Consider the following 16457-nt stretch of genomic DNA (forward strand, 5'->3'; position numbering starts at 1 on the left):
TATCGAACCGAAAGTCAGGCGGCCACGATCGCTCGTGTCGCCGAAGGCATCCGTGACGTGACTGGGGCAATCACTACCACAGCCAGCAGCGCCACTCAGGTCAACGCCAGCGTCGCCGAAGTGGCCCGGCACGCCCACCACGGCGGAACAGTGATGGAATCGGCCGTCGAGGCCATGGACAAGATCAAGAACAGCTCCGCCCAGATTGCCAGCATCATCGACGTCATTGAGGCCATTGCCTTCCAGACCAACTTGCTTGCGCTCAACGCCGGTGTCGAGGCTGCCCGTGCTGGCGAGGCAGGCAAAGGCTTTGCCGTTGTCGCCACCGAAGTGCGCGCACTCGCCCATCGCACCACGGAATCGGCAAACAACATCAAGGACCTCATCACAACCTCGACGCAAGATGTGCACGAAGGCGTAGACCTGGTCGCGCAAACGCGCGCCGCATTGGAGGAGATCATCGGCAAGCTCGCCGACACGACCGAGCGCGCCGACGAGATCTCCCGCCTCTCCGGCTCGCAAGCAGAAACGATGCGAGGCCTTTCGGGCGAAATCCAGCAACTCGACTCAAACACACAGCAGAACGCGGCCATGGTCGAGGAATCGAACGCCGCCGCACGCGCACTTACAGAGCAGGCGGACGGGATGACCCAGACAGTAGGCAAGTTCAAGTTCGAGCGCCGCACTCGCCTGCGTGGCGATGACGAAGGTGCTCGTTCTGTACACGGCGTGATCAAGAAAGCGGTCGGATTCTAATCCGACTGCGATCCATCGCTCGACGTCCGCAAGATCACAATCAGCTCAACCGCCCACGCAGACCTGACGCAGCGGGGGACGGCGCGCCCAGCGACAATGCGCGTTCACCAGGTTCCCCAAGCCAGCGCGCCGGGCAATTCCAGACACGCGTGACGACTTCGCGTGACAAGGCGATTTCGGGCGGTCCTTCGGCAACCACCCTGCCCTTTTCCAGCACCACCACCTGGTCTGCATGGTTCATCGCCGTTGCCAGATCATGTAGCACAAGCACCACCCCGCGACCGACATTCGCCTGCTGACGGAAATGACGCATGAGCGAAGCCGCATGGGCAAGATCAAGAGCGGCGAAAGGCTCGTCAGCTAGCAGCCAGCCGGGCTGGGTCGCCAGAACCCGTGCCATCAATGCCCGTGCCCGCTCACCGCCCGACAGGCGGGAAACCGGACGATGTCGCAGTTCCTGCAAGTCCATCGCGGCGATGGCGTCCTCGATCGCCTCTCTTGTTTCGATCGAAGGTGCATCCTTCCACGGCAACCGGCCAAGAGAGATCAACACTTCGACCGATACATCCCAGGCCACCTCCGGTGACTGCGGAAGATATCCGATCCATCGCGCGCGGCGCGAAAGAGTCTGGCGGTGCAATGGCAAGCCGCCAAGCAGCGTCTCGCCGTTATCAGGGAGCATTAACCCGGCGAGGCACACCAATGCGGTCGACTTCCCAGCACCGTTAGGCCCACAGATCGCGGTGACCATGCCGCGCCGGCATTGCAGCGATACTCTGTCAAGCCGTCCTGCAACGCCAGCCAGATTAAGAGCGAGAGTCATGCCAGTTCCTTGCGCATGCGCAGCAAGAGCCGCAAGAAGAACGGCGTACCGAGCAGGCTAAGCGCAATGCCCAGCCGCAACTCGCCCCCCGCCAGCGGCAAAATGCGGCATAGGCAGTCCGCCAGCAGCATCAGCAATGCACCAGCCAATCCAGAAGGCAACAACAACGACGAGGGACGACGGTCGGTAAGTGGGCGCACCAGATGGGGCACCATCAGCCCGACGAATCCGATAATCCCGGCCACTGCCACACCTGCTCCAACGGTGAGCCCAACCCCTGCAATCATCAAAGCCCGCAAACGCATCAGGTCGACGCCGAGGGAATGGGCGGCAACTTCACCCAGCGTCATCGCGTCGAGGTCACGTCCGGCAATCCCCAGCACCATGGCTCCCAGCACGGTAAGCGGCGCCGCGATCCACACCTCGTGCCAACTTCTATCGGCTAGTGAACCCATCATCCAGGTCACTATCTCACTCATCGCAAAGGGGGACGGGCTAAGGCTGATGGCAAGACTCATCAGCGCGCCGGCCAGACTGGATACCATCAATCCCGCGAGCGTGAACAAAGCCACTCCGCCGCCACGCCCGGCAATCAGCGCCAGCAGAGCCATCGCCCCGCCCGCCCCCGCCAGCGCGAAGAGCGGCAACATATAGGGAGCGGCGGCATAGCCGGTCCAGAAGCTCAGCACTGCGCCCAGTGCGGCCCCAGGGGCGATACCGAACAGGCCGGGGTCGGCAAGCGGATTGCGCAAATACCCCTGCATGGCGGCTCCGGCAGTGCCGAGGCCTCCGCCCAGAACCAACGCCAGCACTGCGCGCGGCAGACGTAGTTCGACGAGGATAACCGATGCAGTCTGAAATTGCGGCGCAAGCGGGTCGATCCACACCCGCCCCGCCAGCAACGACAACGGCACGGCAAGCAGCAGTGCGGCAAGCAGCGCAAGAATCAGACGGATACTCATGAGTGGGGGGAATTCATGGCTGGCGCAGTTCATGCCTTGCTGCCGCGAGTTCGCCAAGCACTCTCGGAACGGTTGGGCCTCCGCACCAAAGTGCGGCATGGTCAAGTTTGAAATAGGTCGTGCGCACCAGCTTTTTCAGCGACGGATGACGCAGCATCCGATACTCGTCGTCCTGCCCATGCGGCTTGGGATTTCCGATTGAGAAGATGATCCGCGGTGGGTCTGCCAATACTGATTCCAACGGAAGATAATCAGCCTGGCCAAGACCACGCGCGGAAACAGCATTCTCGAATCCAGCCCGACGCATCATGTCGGCAATCAACGTCGCATTACCGGCAACCAACCCGCCGGACTGCCAGACCAGCGCCGGCACAGGCTTCCAGCCCGAGGGCGGTGCAGCACGCGCCAGCGCTTCGTCGATTTGCGCGACCAGTGCCTCTCCCCGCTCGGGATGGCCAGCAAGGCTCGCCAATTCACGCACCTGTTTTCGTGTAGACGCGATATCCGAAGCGATAGGAACACGTACCACCCGGAAGCCCAGGCCATTCAATGCGCCAAAGGAGGCAGGATCGAGGAAAGTACTCGCCACCACCACTTGCGGACCGATTGCGGCGACTTCCTCGACCGAGCCGGACACCGCACGAAATCGGCGGGCGACAGCAATGTCCATCGAACTGGCAACCGGGTCGTGGCTATAGCTCGAAATCGCCAGCAATTGCCCCGGATCAGCCACTTGCGCAAGAATTGCGTCAGTACAGGGATTGAGCGAAACGATGGTGGGTGTCTTGGGCATCGTTGCGGGATTCGATGGCGGGGTGGATGAGGCAATATCGGTGTCATCCAACCCGGCCATCACTACCCACGCGCCGCTGACAGCCAGCGCGCACGCGAGCAGGAATACCATACGCTTTCCCTCCTGGTCCGGGGGAGCAGGGCTCGGTAGACCAGGGGAAAGCGCGTCGGTCACATCTTCACCCGGATCCCCGCATAGGCAGCACGCCCTGCGGTACCGTACGTGCGCACCACTTCGTAGTGCTCGTCAAACAGGTTCTCGACGCGGCCGTAGACCTCAAGATGATCATTCACCGCAACCGAACCCCGCAGACCCACCAGCACGTGGCCAGCCAGCCAGTACTGGTTCGCGACATCATCATAGCGCCCGCCGCCCACACGCAGGTCCGCGCCTAAACGGAACCGCTCGGCAATCAAGCGGTCAAGGCTGGCGTAGAAGTTGTTCTTCGGGCGGCGCGCCAATTGCGCGCCGGTATCGCGGTTCTCGGCATCAAGGTAAGTGTAGGACAGGTTGACATCGAAGCCCCGCCAGTCGTTCACCTGCATGCCGAGTTCGACGCCCTGCGCCCACGCGCGGCCGACGTTGTAATAGTTCCACTCTGCGTAATCATAGTCGATCAGGCGCTTCGTCTTGCGATCAAAGTAAGTAACCGTGAAGCGCCCCTGCCCTTCGGCAAACGGGAGTTCAACGCCAGCGTCCCACGCCTTCGAGGTTTCAGGCGAAAGCTCACGATATCCGCCATTGGTGTAAAGCTGATATAGCGATGGCGCCTTGAAGCCCTCCCCGTAGCTGGCACGCAGGATCGGCGCCTCGTTGCCCGAACCGACCGCCCAGGCGCCATTAGCCGAAAACGTGGTCTTGTGGCCGAAGTCCGAATTGTCGTCGTAACGCAGGCCGCCGTTGAGGGTCAGCCCGGTGAGCGGGTGGACCGTCAGCATGCCATAGACGCTGTCTATCGAGGTCGAATCCTTCGAACCATAGTTGTCCGAGAAATTCTGCTTCTCGGTCTCGGCGCCGATCTGGATGCTGGCGAGATCGAGCGGCGCGAAAGCGACCTGCCCTTCGAAGCGGTCGGCACGGCCATTGGTAGTATAAGGACCGTAGACCGCATCGTCGGAGATGCGGCGCGTGTCGGTGAGGCCGTAACCGATGCGAGCCGTCAAGCGGCCGTCGAGCCCCTTGTAGCGCAAGTTCGCGTAGCCGACCGTATCGCGCTTCATGCCCAGGTTCAGCGCATCAGCGCCGGTGTTGTCATAATCGTAATTGGCCTTGGTCCAGTATGTCCCGGCATCGGCGGTGAGGCCGTCGACCAGTTCCACTTCGGCGCGGGCATTAGCGCTCTTGCTTTCGAAGCCGTCCTTTTCCTTGCCGCCGAGACGCTCGTCGAAGGCCGAATATCCATCACCCTTGAGCCAGTTGCCGCCCAGCGTCAGGCCGACCGGACCGAGCTTGCCCGCTGCCGATGCGCCGAGTTGTTTCTGGTCGCGCCAGCCGTATTCGGCCTGCCCACGCACCAGCCACTGGTCGGTCGGACGCGCGGTGATAAGGTTGATGACGCCGCCGATGGCACGGCTACCCCAGAGCACGCCCGACGAACCGCGCACCACTTCGATGCGATCGAACTGGCCGACGGTGAGCGAGCCGAAGTCGAAACCGCCGCCGACATCGCCCGGATCGTTGATGCGCACGCCGTCGATCAGCACGAGGCTCTGCGCGTTTTTGGCACCGCGGATGAACAGGCTCGCGGGCTGGCCGAAACCGCCCGACTGCGAGACGGAGGCGCCCGGCAGGCGGGCCAGCACATCGGTAGCGGTCACGGCTTGAGTGCGCTCGATATCGCCGCGGGTAATGACCGAAACCGACTGACCGATCTCGCTGACGGGGGTTTCAGTGCGGGTCGCGGTGACGACTATGGTATCGTTTGCAATATCATCGGCATAAGCGGGGGCGGCAGCGATGAACGGCGCCGCGCCGAGCAGAAACAGGTACTTCACTTGTGGTCCCTCCAACCTGAACGTTATGCCGCTCATGGCGGAGGCTCGCGCGGCCCTTATTGCCCGCGCGCGTCTCGCTGCAAGGGGGGCACCCCGCCCCGTTGCGGAACGACCGTCATGGGCAGGTCTCCTGGCTCCCGGATCGCCACGCACTGCCCGCCTTCCCGGCTTTCCGGCTTCCCGGATCTCCAGTGGCTAACTGGGGCAGAGCATTCCCCGGTCACAGTTGCGGGGGCAGCATCGGCTCGACCGAGTTTCCCTCTGGGCCCGTATCAATGGGCGCCCGTGACGTCTCCTGCGCCGGTTAATGGTGGCCACCTGACTTGGCAAGCGAAGCAACACCAATCCGCGCAAGTCATCGCCGCCCAGTGGCTTGTTCGCCACTCCTTCATCATTTGCGATGATACCGTTCCGCTTCGGGACGGCCATAAAGCGCGTAGATGCGCGGACCCTCGTTTTTCGCTAGGCGCTGTGCGCCTGATTGCCCGGGATCATTTGTTGACCGTTTTCGCCGCCTTGACCACCGCCGCCGAACCGGAGCCGCGCCCACGCGATTTCGGTGCCCGGTTCATCCGCGGCGGACAAATCCATGCAAGGCAGCGGATGCGTCGCCGCTGGGCGGTCGGTGCCAGCGCGCTCGCTGCCATCGCCCTGCCCGCCTTTGCTGAACCAAGTAGTTGGGAACGTTTCACCATCGGCGATGCCAAAGCATACGATCAGGCCGTGCTGCCAATGCCGTTCGAACAACGCGGAGAGAGCTTTCCCGGCTCCGCCTATTATTACCTCCAGCCCGACCCCGCCCAGTTGACAACCGGCTACAGCACCTCCTCGGCTGACCCGTCTGGCCCGGCCGACCCGGTCCCTCGCCCCTTCCGCATGACCGGCTCCGCACTCGACCGCACGCGTGCACAGCAATGCATGACCATGGCGATCTATTACGAAGCCGCAACGGAACCGGATGCCGGACAGAGGGCCGTCGCCCAAGTGGTGCTCAACCGCCTTGCCCACCCCGCCTACCCCAAGACCGTCTGCGGTGTCGTCTTCGAAGGTTCGGAACGACCGACAGGATGCCAGTTCACCTTCGCCTGCGACGGCGCCCTGGCGCGCGCACCGCAACGCTTCTTCTGGGACCGAGCAGCTGCAGTCGCCCGCGCAGCGCTGGCGGGCGAGATCTACGCGCCCGTAGGCCTCGCGACACATTACCACACAATTCAGGTCACCCCATACTGGGCACCCAGCCTGCATCTTGTGACAACTATCGGAGCTCATCGCTTCTACCGCTTTGAAGGCGGCGCCGGCACTCCATCAGCCTTCCGCCGCACCTATCTCGGCGGCGAACCAGTAGCCACTCCGCATCCCCGAGATCGTGCGGCGACGACGGCCCTGACCGATGCCACGCTTGATCCTGTCGCGCTGCAACGCGCCTTTGCCGCACCAACCCATTCGACTTTTCGCACAGCAGCCGAAACCCCCGCTCCCGCCCCTGCCATTCCCGCCGCCCCGCTCCCCCATTACGCAAATGAGATCCGCGCCCGCGGCGGCGACGCACTGTATCAAGCGCAGGGCCTACCCGCAGCCCAGAGCATCCGCCCTGAGTATGCCAATTCAGGCAAATGGATAGCAAAGCCCGGCACCTGAAACCTCCAACCGTCGGCATTTCGCGTGAAATCTGAACCCGATGGAAACCATAGCCCATCACGAAGACTTAGCGCGCATTGTGGTAGGACAGAGGCCTACACCAACGACATAAAGGGCGCACACCGATGACCATCCGCTTTTCCGCCGCGCGAGGCGGGACAACGCCGGTGATCATGCGCGCGCTTTGCCCCTCCGCACCACTCAACGCCGTTAACGACAACAAGCTGTTGCGCCAGTCGCACCGTGATCGACGCTTAGCGCCTAGAGTATCCAATCCCCCTCTTGGCCCGGCGCTGCCATCCGCCGCCAACCAGAACAGCCATGACGAACGCATGCTGGCCGATGCCCTGCGCCACTTCGCCACTTACGGTCTCGCCGCCGCAAGCCGCGCCCGCACCAATGCCGAAACCGCCAGGCTCTCAGGGGACATGCAGACCTGCAACTGGTGGCTCGCAATCTGCCGCCAGCTCGATCGCCGCATGGCCGACGCACTGGCTCAACGCATCGCCCACAGCAGTTGACCCGCGCAGCGCTCCGATCATTGATAGCCAGACGAAAGGCGCGATCTTAAACGATCACGCCTGCCGCCGTTTCTAATTCGGCCCGCGACAATGCGCCCCACCCGCGCGGCGACTCGCCAACGACCTCCTTGCCACTGCAATGTAGGCAGGTGAGACTTCTTTCGGACCAGACAGGTCGACGACCTTCGCCAACTTGCGAAATGCGCGGTTGCGATTGCACCAGGTGACCGCGTGGAAGCGATCCCAGACGCGAAAACCCGCAGTTCCGAGCCCTCTATTGCTATTGCGAACTATTATCTATAAATTTCACCATCCCGCAACTTTCCGCGCCTGTTTCACGGTTGCAATGTGGGATCGAGGGGCGTAACGCGCCCTTCGTCAACACCGGCGCCTGCCTTTAGCGGGACACAGCAGCCGCCTTTTAGTCCGAAGCGCCCGCCTTGTGGGAAGGACAAGCAGCATCATGGCTCGTAAGAAGATTGCCCTTATCGGCGCCGGCAACATCGGCGGCACTCTCGCGCACCTCGCCGCGCAGAAGGAACTGGGCGACATCGTCCTGTTCGACGTCGCTGAAGGCCTGCCCCAGGGCAAGGCTCTCGACCTGTCGCAGTGCGGCCCGGTCGAAGGTTTTGACGCCAAGATCACCGGCACCAACGACTATGCCGACATTGCCGGCGCCGACGTCATCATCGTCACCGCCGGTGTCGCTCGCAAGCCCGGCATGAGCCGCGACGACCTGCTCGGCATCAACCTCAAGGTGATGAAGTCGGTCGGCGAAGGCATCGCCGCCAACGCTCCCGACGCTTTCGTGATCTGCATCACCAACCCGCTCGACGCGATGGTCTGGGCGCTGCGCGAATTCTCGGGCCTGCCCCACAACAAGGTCGTCGGCATGGCCGGCGTGCTGGACTCGGCACGCTTCTCGACCTTCCTCGCCTGGGAATTCGGCGTTTCGGTGCGCGACGTGACCTCGTTCGTGCTCGGCGGCCACGGCGACACCATGGTCCCGGTGGTCGAATACTCGACCGTCAAGGGCATCCCGGTTCCCGACCTCATCAAGATGGGCAAGTCCACGCAGGAGCGTATCGACGCCATCGTCAAGCGCACCGCCAATGGCGGCGGCGAAGTGGTCTCCCTGCTCAAGACCGGTTCGGCCTTCTACGCACCGGCAGCTTCGGCGATCGCCATGGCTGAATCGTACCTGGGCGACCAGAAGCGCGTCCTGCCTTGCGCCGCGCACCTCGAAGGCCAGTATGGCGTCGACAACCTTTACGTCGGCGTGCCGGTCGTGATCGGCGCCGGCGGCGTCGAGCAGGTGATCGAGATCGAACTGAACGAACAGGCCAAGGCCGGCCTCCAGGTTTCGATCGACGCAGTCAAGGAACTGCTGGTCGCCTGCAAGGGCATCGACAGCTCTCTGGCCTGATCCAAAAGCCGGCCCCGCCAGCCCCCGACGACGCGTTTCGAAGGGGCTGGCGGGGCCCTGGCCTATCTGGGCCGTTGATTTTACCACTTGGACGGTTGCACTTCGCGGAATTTACGCCATGGCGCATACCAAGCCGGAATCGGCCCACCCCAGGAACAGGAATTAGGATCACCCTATGTCCATTCTCGTCGACAAGAACACCAAGGTCATTACCCAGGGCATGACCGGCAAGACCGGCAGCTTCCACACCGAAGCCGCGCTGGCCTACGGCACCCAGATGGTTGCCGGCGTCACCCCCGGCAAGGGCGGCACCAGCCACCTCAACCTGCCCCAGTACGACACCGTTGCTGAAGCCAAGGCGGCTACCGGTGCGACGGCTTCGTGCATCTACGTTCCGCCCGCAGGCTGCGCAGACGCCATTCTCGAAGCGATCGACGCCGAGATGGAACTGATCGTCGCCATCACCGAAGGCGTTCCGGTTCTCGACATGGTCCGCGTGAAGCGCGCCCTTTCGGGCTCGAAGTCGCGCCTGATCGGTCCGAACTGCCCCGGCGTCCTGACCCCCGGCGAATGCAAGATCGGCATCATGCCCGGCAGCATCTTCTCCAAGGGTTCGGTGGGCGTTGTTTCGCGCTCGGGCACACTTACCTATGAAGCCGTGTTCCAGACCACCAACGCGGGCCTCGGCCAGACCACGGCCGTCGGCATCGGCGGTGACCCGGTCAACGGCACCAACTTCATCGACGTCCTGGAACTGTTCCTGGCCGACGAAGCGACCAAGTCGATCATCATGATCGGCGAAATCGGCGGCAGCGCCGAAGAAGAAGCGGCTCAGTTCCTCAAGGACGAAGCCAAGCGCGGCCGCAAGAAGCCGATGGTCGGCTTCATCGCCGGTCGCACGGCTCCTCCGGGCCGCCGCATGGGCCACGCCGGCGCGATCGTGTCGGGCGGCCAGGGCGGCGCCGAGGACAAGATCGCGGCGATGGAAGAAGCGGGCATCCGCGTCTCCCCCTCGCCCTCGCTGCTTGGCGAGACGCTGGTCGAGGTTCTCAAGGAACTGGCGTAAGTCAGTTTTGCCCGTGGCGGCGGTTTTCCGTCGCCACGGGTCTATAAAGTACCGGCGTGATCAAGACGCCGGATGATTTGCGAAGACACGGGACTTTCCTCCCTGAAACCCGGCTTCGCGCAGATTATGCTCGGTAGCGCCGGGAATCCCCTCCCGACGCCACATGAAGGTGATTCCCATGGGCGACGAGAGTTTCGACTTCACCCCGGACCAGTCCCTCGACGGACCGCAGGCCGGACCTAGCTGGCAGCGCAAGAACTGGCCCCTCGTTGGCGCCGAGTTCGAGGACGACCTCACGCAGGGCCTCGACCCCAGCGCGCTGAAGGTCAAGATCGAGAAGGCTGCCGCCAAGGGCGGACAGAAGATCGACCAGTCCCGCATAGACGAAGCGGCTGCTGACGCCATCCGCGCGATGATGCTGATCCGCACATATCGCGTGCGCGGTCACCTCGCCGCCAACCTGGACCCGCTCGGCCTGAACCAGCGCCAGCTCCCGGCCGACCTCACCCCCGAATACCACGGCTTCGTGGGCGCTGCGCAGGACCGTCCGGTCTACGTCGGCGGCGCGCTCGGCCTTGAGTGGACGACCGTTCGCGAGATCGTCCAGATCCTGCGCGCAAACTACTGCGGCAAGGTCGGCCTCGAATACATGCACATCGCCGATGTCGAGGAGCGCCGCTTCCTCCAGGAGCGCATGGAAGGCGCCGACAAGGAAATCGAGTTCACCGTCGAAGGCAAGAAGGCGATCCTTCAGGCCGTCGTGCGCGGCGAGCAGTACGAGAAGTTCCTCGGCAAGAAGTACGTCGGCACGAAGCGCTTCGGCCTCGACGGCGGCGAAGCCATGATCCCGGCGCTCGAAGCCGTGATCAAATACGGCGGCACGCTGGGCGTGAAGGAAATCGTGTACGGCATGGCCCACCGCGGCCGCCTGAACGTCCTCGCGAACGTCCTCGCCAAGCCCTACAAGGTCATCTTCCACGAATTCTCGGGCGGCACTGCCAACCCGGAAGACGTCGGCGGTTCGGGCGACGTGAAGTACCACCTCGGCACCTCTGCCGACCGTGAGTTCGACGGCATCAAGGTCCACATGAGCCTGATGCCTAACCCGTCGCACCTCGAAACCGTCGATCCGGTCGTGCTCGGCAAGGTCCGCGCCTACCAGACGATCGCCGACGACATCGGCGACGACGTCGGCCCCGGTTCCAAGCACAAGCAGGTGCTGCCGGTCCTCATCCACGGTGACGCGGCTTTCGCCGGCCAGGGCATCATCTGGGAGTGCTTCGGCCTCTCGGGCGTGAAGGGCTACAACACCGGCGGTTGCATCCACTTCATCATCAACAACCAGATCGGCTTCACGACGAGCCCGCAATTCGCGCGCAACTCGCCGTATCCGTCGGACGTGGCGAAGGGCGTTCAGGCCCCGATCCTGCACGTCAACGGCGACGATCCGGCTGCCGTCACCTTCGCGTGCAAGCTGGCGATCGACTATCGCCAGACCTTCGGCCGCGACATCGTGATCGACATGTGGTGCTACCGCCGCTTCGGCCACAACGAAGGCGACGAACCCGGCTTCACGCAGCCGCTGATGTACGCGCAGATCCGCCAGCACCCGCCGGTCAGCCAGATCTATGCCGAGCGTCTGAAGAAGGAAGGCGTCATCGACGACGCGTTCCTGCCGCAGACCGAAGCCGCGTTCACGCAGCATCTGGAAGAGCAGTTCGAGGCCGCCAAGACCTACAAGTCCAACCAGGCTGACTGGTTCTCGGGCCAGTGGAGCGGCTTCCACAAGCCGGCTGACCCCGAAACCGCGCGTCGCAACGTCGAAACCGGTATCGAGAGCAAGCTGTTCGACAGCCTCGGCCGCGTGCTGACCACCGTTCCTGAGGACCTCACCGTCCACAAGACGCTGGCCCGCGTGATCGCCGCCAAGGAAGAGATGTTCAAGTCGGGCGACGGTTTCGACTGGGCGACCGCCGAAGCACTGGCATTCGGCAGCCTTGTCACCGAAGGCTACGGTGTGCGTCTGTCCGGCCAGGACTGCGAACGCGGCACTTTCTCGCAGCGTCACGCCGTCTGGGTCGACCAGAAGGACGAGCACAAGTACACCCCGATCAAGACCCTGCCCCACGGCAGCTTCGAGGTCCTGAACTCGACGCTTTCGGAATATGGCGTGCTCGGCTTTGAGTACGGCTACGCCAGCGCCGATCCGAAGACCCTGGTGCTTTGGGAAGCGCAGTTCGGCGACTTCGCCAACGGCGCGCAGATCATCATCGACCAGTACGTCGCGTCTGCCGAGTCTAAGTGGCTGCGCGCCAACGGCCTCGTCATGCTGCTGCCCCACGGCTACGAAGGTCAGGGTCCGGAGCACTCGTCGGCCCGTCTGGAGCGTTACCTGCAGCTCTGCGCACAGGACAACATCCAGGTCTGCAACATCACGACGCCCGCGAACTACTTCCACGTTCTGCGCCGTCAGATGCACCGTCCGTTCCGCAAGCCGCTGGTCATCATGACGCCGAAGTCGCTTCTGCGTCATCCGCTGGCCAAGTCGTCCGCTTCGGAATTCCTCGGTGACGGCCACTTCCGCCGCCTGCTCTCGGACCCGAATGGTTCGAGCGACGAGGCCACGAAGAAGGTCATCCTGTGCTCGGGCAAGGTCTTCTACGACATCCTCGAAGCACGCGATGCCGCCGAGATCGACGACACCCAGATCATCCGCCTCGAACAGCTCTACCCCTTCCCGGGCGAGCCGCTGGCCAAGCGCCTTTCGCGCATGCCCAACCTCGAAGAGATCGTCTGGTGCCAGGAAGAACCGCAGAACAACGGTTCCTGGTTCTTCGTCGAATCGCAGATCGAAGCTGCCGCCATCGAAGCCGGAGTTGCCAGCCCGCGTCCGCGTTATGCCGGCCGCAACGCCTCGGCCTCGCCGGCCACCGGTCTCGCCAAGCGCCACGTCGCCGAACAGGCCGCGCTGGTTGCCGATGCGCTGCACCTCTCCGTCCGTTCCGAACTCCGCCGCAAGCAGAAGGCTTGAGATAAATCATGACCACCGAAGTCAAGGTCCCCGTCCTCGGGGAATCCGTCGCCGAGGCCACCATCGGCCAGTGGCTGAAGCAGCCCGGCGAACCGGTTGCCGCTGACGAGCCCATCGCCAGCCTGGAGACCGACAAGGTCGCCATCGACGTCATGGCGCCGCACGCCGGCGTCATGGGCCAGCAGCTTGCCAAGGAAGGCGACACCGTCGTCGTCGGCGCGCTGATCGCAACGATCGAAGCCGGTTCGGGCGCCGCTGCTGCTCCCGCAGCCGCTCCGGCCGCTGCCGCCCCTGCTCCGGCCCCGGCAGCCGCAGCCGTCGCACCCGCCCCGGCTGCTGCCGCGGACGACGCTTCGGCCGGTTCCTCGGTGCTGTCGCCGGCCGTGCGCCGCGCGATCCTGGAACATGGCATCGACCCCGCCACCATCAAGGGCACCGGCAAGGACGGCCGCATCACCAAGGACGACGTCCTTGAAGCGGCCAAGAACAAGCCTGCCTCGGCCCCTGTTGCCGCTTCGGCTGCCGCGGCTCCTGCCGCGCGCAACGAAGAACGCGTGAAGATGACGCGTCTACGCCAGACGATCGCCAAGCGCCTGAAGTCCGCGCAGGACAACGCCGCGCTTCTCACCACCTTCAACGACGTCGACATGTCCGCCGTCATCGAAGCGCGTGAAAAGTACAAGGACGTGTTCCAGAAGAAGCACGGCATCAAGCTGGGCTTCATGTCGTTCTTCGCCAAGGCTTCGGTCCTCGCGCTCAAGGACATCCCGGCCGTCAACGCGCAGATCGACGGTGACGAGATCGTCTACCACGACTACGTCGACATCTCGATCGCCGTCTCGGCCCCGAACGGCCTCGTCGTTCCGGTCGTCAAGGACTGCGACAAGCTGGGCTTCGCCGGCATCGAGAAGGCCATTGCCGAATTCGGCAAGAAGGCCAAGGAAGGCACGATGACCATGGCCGACATGGCCGGTGGTACCTTCACCATCTCGAACGGCGGCGTGTTCGGCGGTCTGATGTCGACCCCGATCATCAACCCTCCGCAGTCGGCCGTGCTCGGCCTGCACCGCATCGAGGACCGCCCGGTCGTGCGTAACGGCGAGATCGTGATCCGCCCGATGATGTACATCGCGCTGTCTTACGACCACCGTATCATCGACGGTCGCGAGGCGGTTACCGCGCTGAAGACCATCAAGGAAGCGATCGAGGATCCCACCCGTCTCCTCATCGACCTCTGATCCGAATGCCCCGTCCGCACCGATCATGGTCGGGCGGGGTTTTCACTTGAGATGTAATGACTATTTTCCGCTCGTAGCTATTAGTGCGAAGCACGAGCGTACGGAGGCCTGAACAATGGCTGATTACGATTACGACGTCCTTGTCATCGGTGCCGGCCCTGGCGGCTATGTCGCAGCGATCCGCGCCGCGCAGCTCGGTCTGAAGACCGCTTGCGCCGAAGGCCGCGAGACGCTGGGCGGAACCTGCCTCAACGTCGGCTGCATCCCCTCGAAGGCCCTGCTCCACGCTTCGGAATACTTCGACGCGGCCAAGGGCGGCGCGATGGCGGCGATGGGCATCAAGGTGACCCCCGAGCTTGACCTCGACACCATGCAAGGCCAGCGCAAGGACGCCGTCAAGGGCCTGACCGGCGGCATCGAATTCCTGTTCAAGAAGAACAAGATCGACTGGCTGAAGGGCTACGCCCAGTTCAAGGACGCGCACAGCGTCGAGGTGGCCGGCAAGACCGTGACCGCCAAGAACATCGTGATCGCCACCGGCTCCTCGGTCACCCCGCTTCCAGGCGTCGAGATCGACAACGCCGGCGGCGTGGTCGTGGACTCGACCGGCGCGCTGGAGCTGGCCTCGGTTCCCAAGAAGATGGTCGTCATCGGCGGCGGCGTGATCGGCCTTGAACTCGGTTCGGTGTGGCGCCGTCTCGGCGCGGAAGTCACCGTCGTCGAATTCCTCGACCAGCTGCTCCCCGGCATGGACCTCGACGTCCGCAAGGAAGCCGCCAAGATCTTCAAGAAGCAGGGCATGACGCTCAAGCTCTCGACCAAGGTCACCGGCGTTGCTGTTGAAGGCAAGGCTGCCAAGGTCACGGTCGAGCCCGCCGCCGGCGGCGCTGCCGAAGTGATCGACGCTGACGTCGTGCTCGTCGCCATCGGCCGCAAGCCGAACACCGACAGCCTCGGCCTCGCGAACATCGGCCTCGAACTCAACCAGCGCGGCCAGATCGAGACCGACCACGACTTCGGCACCAAGGTGTCGGGCGTCTGGGCCATCGGAGACGTGATCCCCGGCCCGATGCTCGCCCACAAGGCCGAAGACGAAGGCATCGCCGTTGCCGAGAACATCGCGGGCCTGACCGGCATCGTGAACCACGACGTGATCCCCGGCGTGGTCTATACGCAGCCCGAAATCGCCGGTGTGGGCCTCACCGAAGAAGCCGCCAAGGCTCGCGGCGGCGTGAAGGTCGGCAAGTTCCCGATGCTCGCCAACTCGCGCGCCAAGACCAACCACGAGCCCGACGGCTTCGTGAAGGTGATCGCTGACGCAGAGACCGATCGCGTGCTCGGCGTGTGGTGCATCGCCTCGGTGGCAGGCACGATGATCGCCCAAGCTGCACAGGCCATGGAATTCGGCGCGACCTCGGAAGACATCGCCTACACCTGCCACGCGCACCCGACCCATTCGGAAGCGATCAAGGAAGCGGCCATGGCCGTCACCGGCAAGCCGATCCACATCTGATCAGCGGTCCTTCCCTGAAGGCATGAAAAGGCCGGTGGCGCAGAAGCGCCTCCGGCCTTTTTCGGTTCAAAGTGACCAAACCCCTAGATTTCTGGACGCCTTCGATCCTGATTTTGAGGACAGGAGGCGACGATGGGGAAGCCCAAGTTCAGTGATGAGCTCAAGCGCGATGCAGTGGCCCAGATCACCGAACGTGGGTATCCGATAGCAGAGGTATTGCGGCGGCTCAGGGTCAGTGTGCACTCGCTGTATGCGTAGAAACCTCAACTGGCGAAGGTCGGATCCGGAGATGCTCGTGAGGATGCCGCGATCCGCCAACTGAAGCGCGAACTGGCCCGGGTGAGCGGGGAGCGCGACATTCTAAAAAATCCACTGCGTATTTCGCTCGAGATGCAAAGTGAGATACGCGTTCATTGCCGAGCGTGGCGATCGTTTTGGAGTGCGAGCGATGTGCCGCAGGCTCGTGGTGCAGCCCAGCAGTTTCTATGCCTGGTAGAAGAAGCCGCTTAGCCAGCGGGCCCGGGAAGATGCCCGACAGACCGATCTGATCCGCAAAGCTTGGAACGACAGCGGCAAGGTCTATGGCTACACTCAAGCTGCACGATGACCTTCTGGATCACGGCGAGACCTGTTGCCCCAACCGCGTTGCACGAGTTGACTAGGCTGGCGGGTATCAGAGCCCAAGTCGGCTACAAG

Annotated in this window: 12 protein-coding genes, 1 pseudogene and 1 riboswitch; of the genes and pseudogenes, 9 read left to right on the forward strand and 4 right to left on the reverse strand. The window is 63.6% G+C overall.

Annotated elements, in window-relative coordinates:
* Positions 1–756: methyl-accepting chemotaxis protein (locus OKA11_RS23475; RefSeq protein WP_267224904.1), on the forward strand; the 756-nt coding region annotated here is incomplete at its 5' end.
* A 40-nt stretch (positions 757–796) separates the two neighbouring features.
* On the opposite strand, the gene OKA11_RS23480 is transcribed toward OKA11_RS23475, so the two are convergent.
* Genes OKA11_RS23480 through OKA11_RS23495 form a run of 4 tightly spaced genes read right to left on the reverse strand, consistent with a single transcriptional unit; the run spans position 797 to position 5328 of the window.
* Positions 797–1579 carry an ABC transporter ATP-binding protein gene (locus tag OKA11_RS23480; RefSeq protein WP_267224906.1) on the reverse strand — a complete coding sequence of 261 codons (783 nt, stop codon included), beginning with the start codon at positions 1577–1579 and terminating at the stop codon, positions 797–799.
* Complete coding sequence (locus tag OKA11_RS23485) at positions 1576–2541, reverse strand: FecCD family ABC transporter permease (RefSeq protein ID WP_267224908.1); 966 nt, start codon at positions 2539–2541, stop codon at positions 1576–1578. The genes OKA11_RS23480 and OKA11_RS23485 overlap by 4 nt, the downstream gene beginning before the upstream one ends.
* Before the next feature lie 13 nt (positions 2542–2554).
* Positions 2555–3445, reverse strand: a complete 891-nt coding sequence (locus tag OKA11_RS23490) for an ABC transporter substrate-binding protein (protein WP_267224910.1) — start codon at positions 3443–3445, stop codon at positions 2555–2557.
* A 59-nt stretch (positions 3446–3504) separates the two neighbouring features.
* A complete protein-coding gene (locus OKA11_RS23495; RefSeq protein WP_267224912.1) occupies positions 3505–5328 on the reverse strand; it encodes a TonB-dependent receptor domain-containing protein in 1824 nt (607 codons plus the stop codon).
* A 103-nt stretch (positions 5329–5431) separates the two neighbouring features.
* Positions 5432–5630, reverse strand: a riboswitch (cobalamin riboswitch).
* Between the two features lie 196 nt (positions 5631–5826).
* Here OKA11_RS23495 and OKA11_RS23500 point away from each other — a divergent pair.
* From OKA11_RS23500 to OKA11_RS23535, 8 genes and pseudogenes are all read left to right on the forward strand, one after another.
* The gene (locus OKA11_RS23500) at positions 5827–6966 is read left to right on the forward strand and encodes a cell wall hydrolase (protein ID WP_267224914.1); all 1140 of its coding nucleotides are present in this window, start codon (positions 5827–5829) and stop codon (positions 6964–6966) included.
* Between the two features lie 125 nt (positions 6967–7091).
* Entirely contained in the window at positions 7092–7487 is a 396-nt protein-coding gene (locus OKA11_RS23505) for a hypothetical protein (protein ID WP_267224916.1), read from the forward strand.
* 463 nt (positions 7488–7950) lie between these two features.
* A complete protein-coding gene (gene mdh / locus OKA11_RS23510) occupies positions 7951–8913 on the forward strand; it encodes a malate dehydrogenase (protein WP_267224918.1) in 963 nt (320 codons plus the stop codon).
* 175 nt (positions 8914–9088) lie between these two features.
* Positions 9089–9979 carry a succinate--CoA ligase subunit alpha gene (sucD, locus tag OKA11_RS23515; protein WP_142635064.1) on the forward strand — a complete coding sequence of 297 codons (891 nt, stop codon included), beginning with the start codon at positions 9089–9091 and terminating at the stop codon, positions 9977–9979.
* A gap of 178 nt (positions 9980–10157) precedes the next feature.
* Positions 10158–13010, forward strand: a complete 2853-nt coding sequence (locus OKA11_RS23520; protein ID WP_267224925.1) for a 2-oxoglutarate dehydrogenase E1 component — start codon at positions 10158–10160, stop codon at positions 13008–13010.
* Between the two features lie 8 nt (positions 13011–13018).
* Positions 13019–14248 (forward strand): 2-oxoglutarate dehydrogenase complex dihydrolipoyllysine-residue succinyltransferase, encoded by a 1230-nt coding sequence (gene odhB, locus OKA11_RS23525; RefSeq protein WP_267224921.1) that lies wholly within the window; start codon positions 13019–13021, stop codon positions 14246–14248.
* Positions 14249–14363: 115 nt separating this feature from the next.
* Positions 14364–15761 carry a dihydrolipoyl dehydrogenase gene (gene lpdA, locus OKA11_RS23530; RefSeq protein ID WP_267224923.1) on the forward strand — a complete coding sequence of 466 codons (1398 nt, stop codon included), beginning with the start codon at positions 14364–14366 and terminating at the stop codon, positions 15759–15761.
* A 132-nt stretch (positions 15762–15893) separates the two neighbouring features.
* Positions 15894–16457: pseudogene (locus OKA11_RS23535) on the forward strand (transposase); the annotation flags it as partial.

It is taken from the genome of Novosphingobium clariflavum, assembly GCF_026420865.1.
Lineage (GTDB): Bacteria > Pseudomonadota > Alphaproteobacteria > Sphingomonadales > Sphingomonadaceae > Novosphingobium > Novosphingobium clariflavum.

What these genes read in the sequence shown, in the direction of transcription:
- OKA11_RS23480 (WP_267224906.1), bottom strand. Translation starts at nt 1,579, where the DNA reads ATGACTCTCGCTCTTAATCTGGCTGGCGTTGCAGGACGGCTTGACAGA.
- OKA11_RS23485 (WP_267224908.1), bottom strand. Translation starts at nt 2,541, where the DNA reads ATGAGTATCCGTCTGATTCTTGCGCTGCTTGCCGCACTGCTGCTTGCC.
- OKA11_RS23490 (WP_267224910.1), bottom strand. Translation starts at nt 3,445, where the DNA reads ATGGTATTCCTGCTCGCGTGCGCGCTGGCTGTCAGCGGCGCGTGGGTA.
- OKA11_RS23505 (WP_267224916.1), top strand. Translation starts at nt 7,092, where the DNA reads ATGACCATCCGCTTTTCCGCCGCGCGAGGCGGGACAACGCCGGTGATC.
- mdh (WP_267224918.1), top strand. Translation starts at nt 7,951, where the DNA reads ATGGCTCGTAAGAAGATTGCCCTTATCGGCGCCGGCAACATCGGCGGC.
- sucD (WP_142635064.1), top strand. Translation starts at nt 9,089, where the DNA reads ATGTCCATTCTCGTCGACAAGAACACCAAGGTCATTACCCAGGGCATG.
- OKA11_RS23520 (WP_267224925.1), top strand. Translation starts at nt 10,158, where the DNA reads ATGGGCGACGAGAGTTTCGACTTCACCCCGGACCAGTCCCTCGACGGA.
- odhB (WP_267224921.1), top strand. Translation starts at nt 13,019, where the DNA reads ATGACCACCGAAGTCAAGGTCCCCGTCCTCGGGGAATCCGTCGCCGAG.
- lpdA (WP_267224923.1), top strand. Translation starts at nt 14,364, where the DNA reads ATGGCTGATTACGATTACGACGTCCTTGTCATCGGTGCCGGCCCTGGC.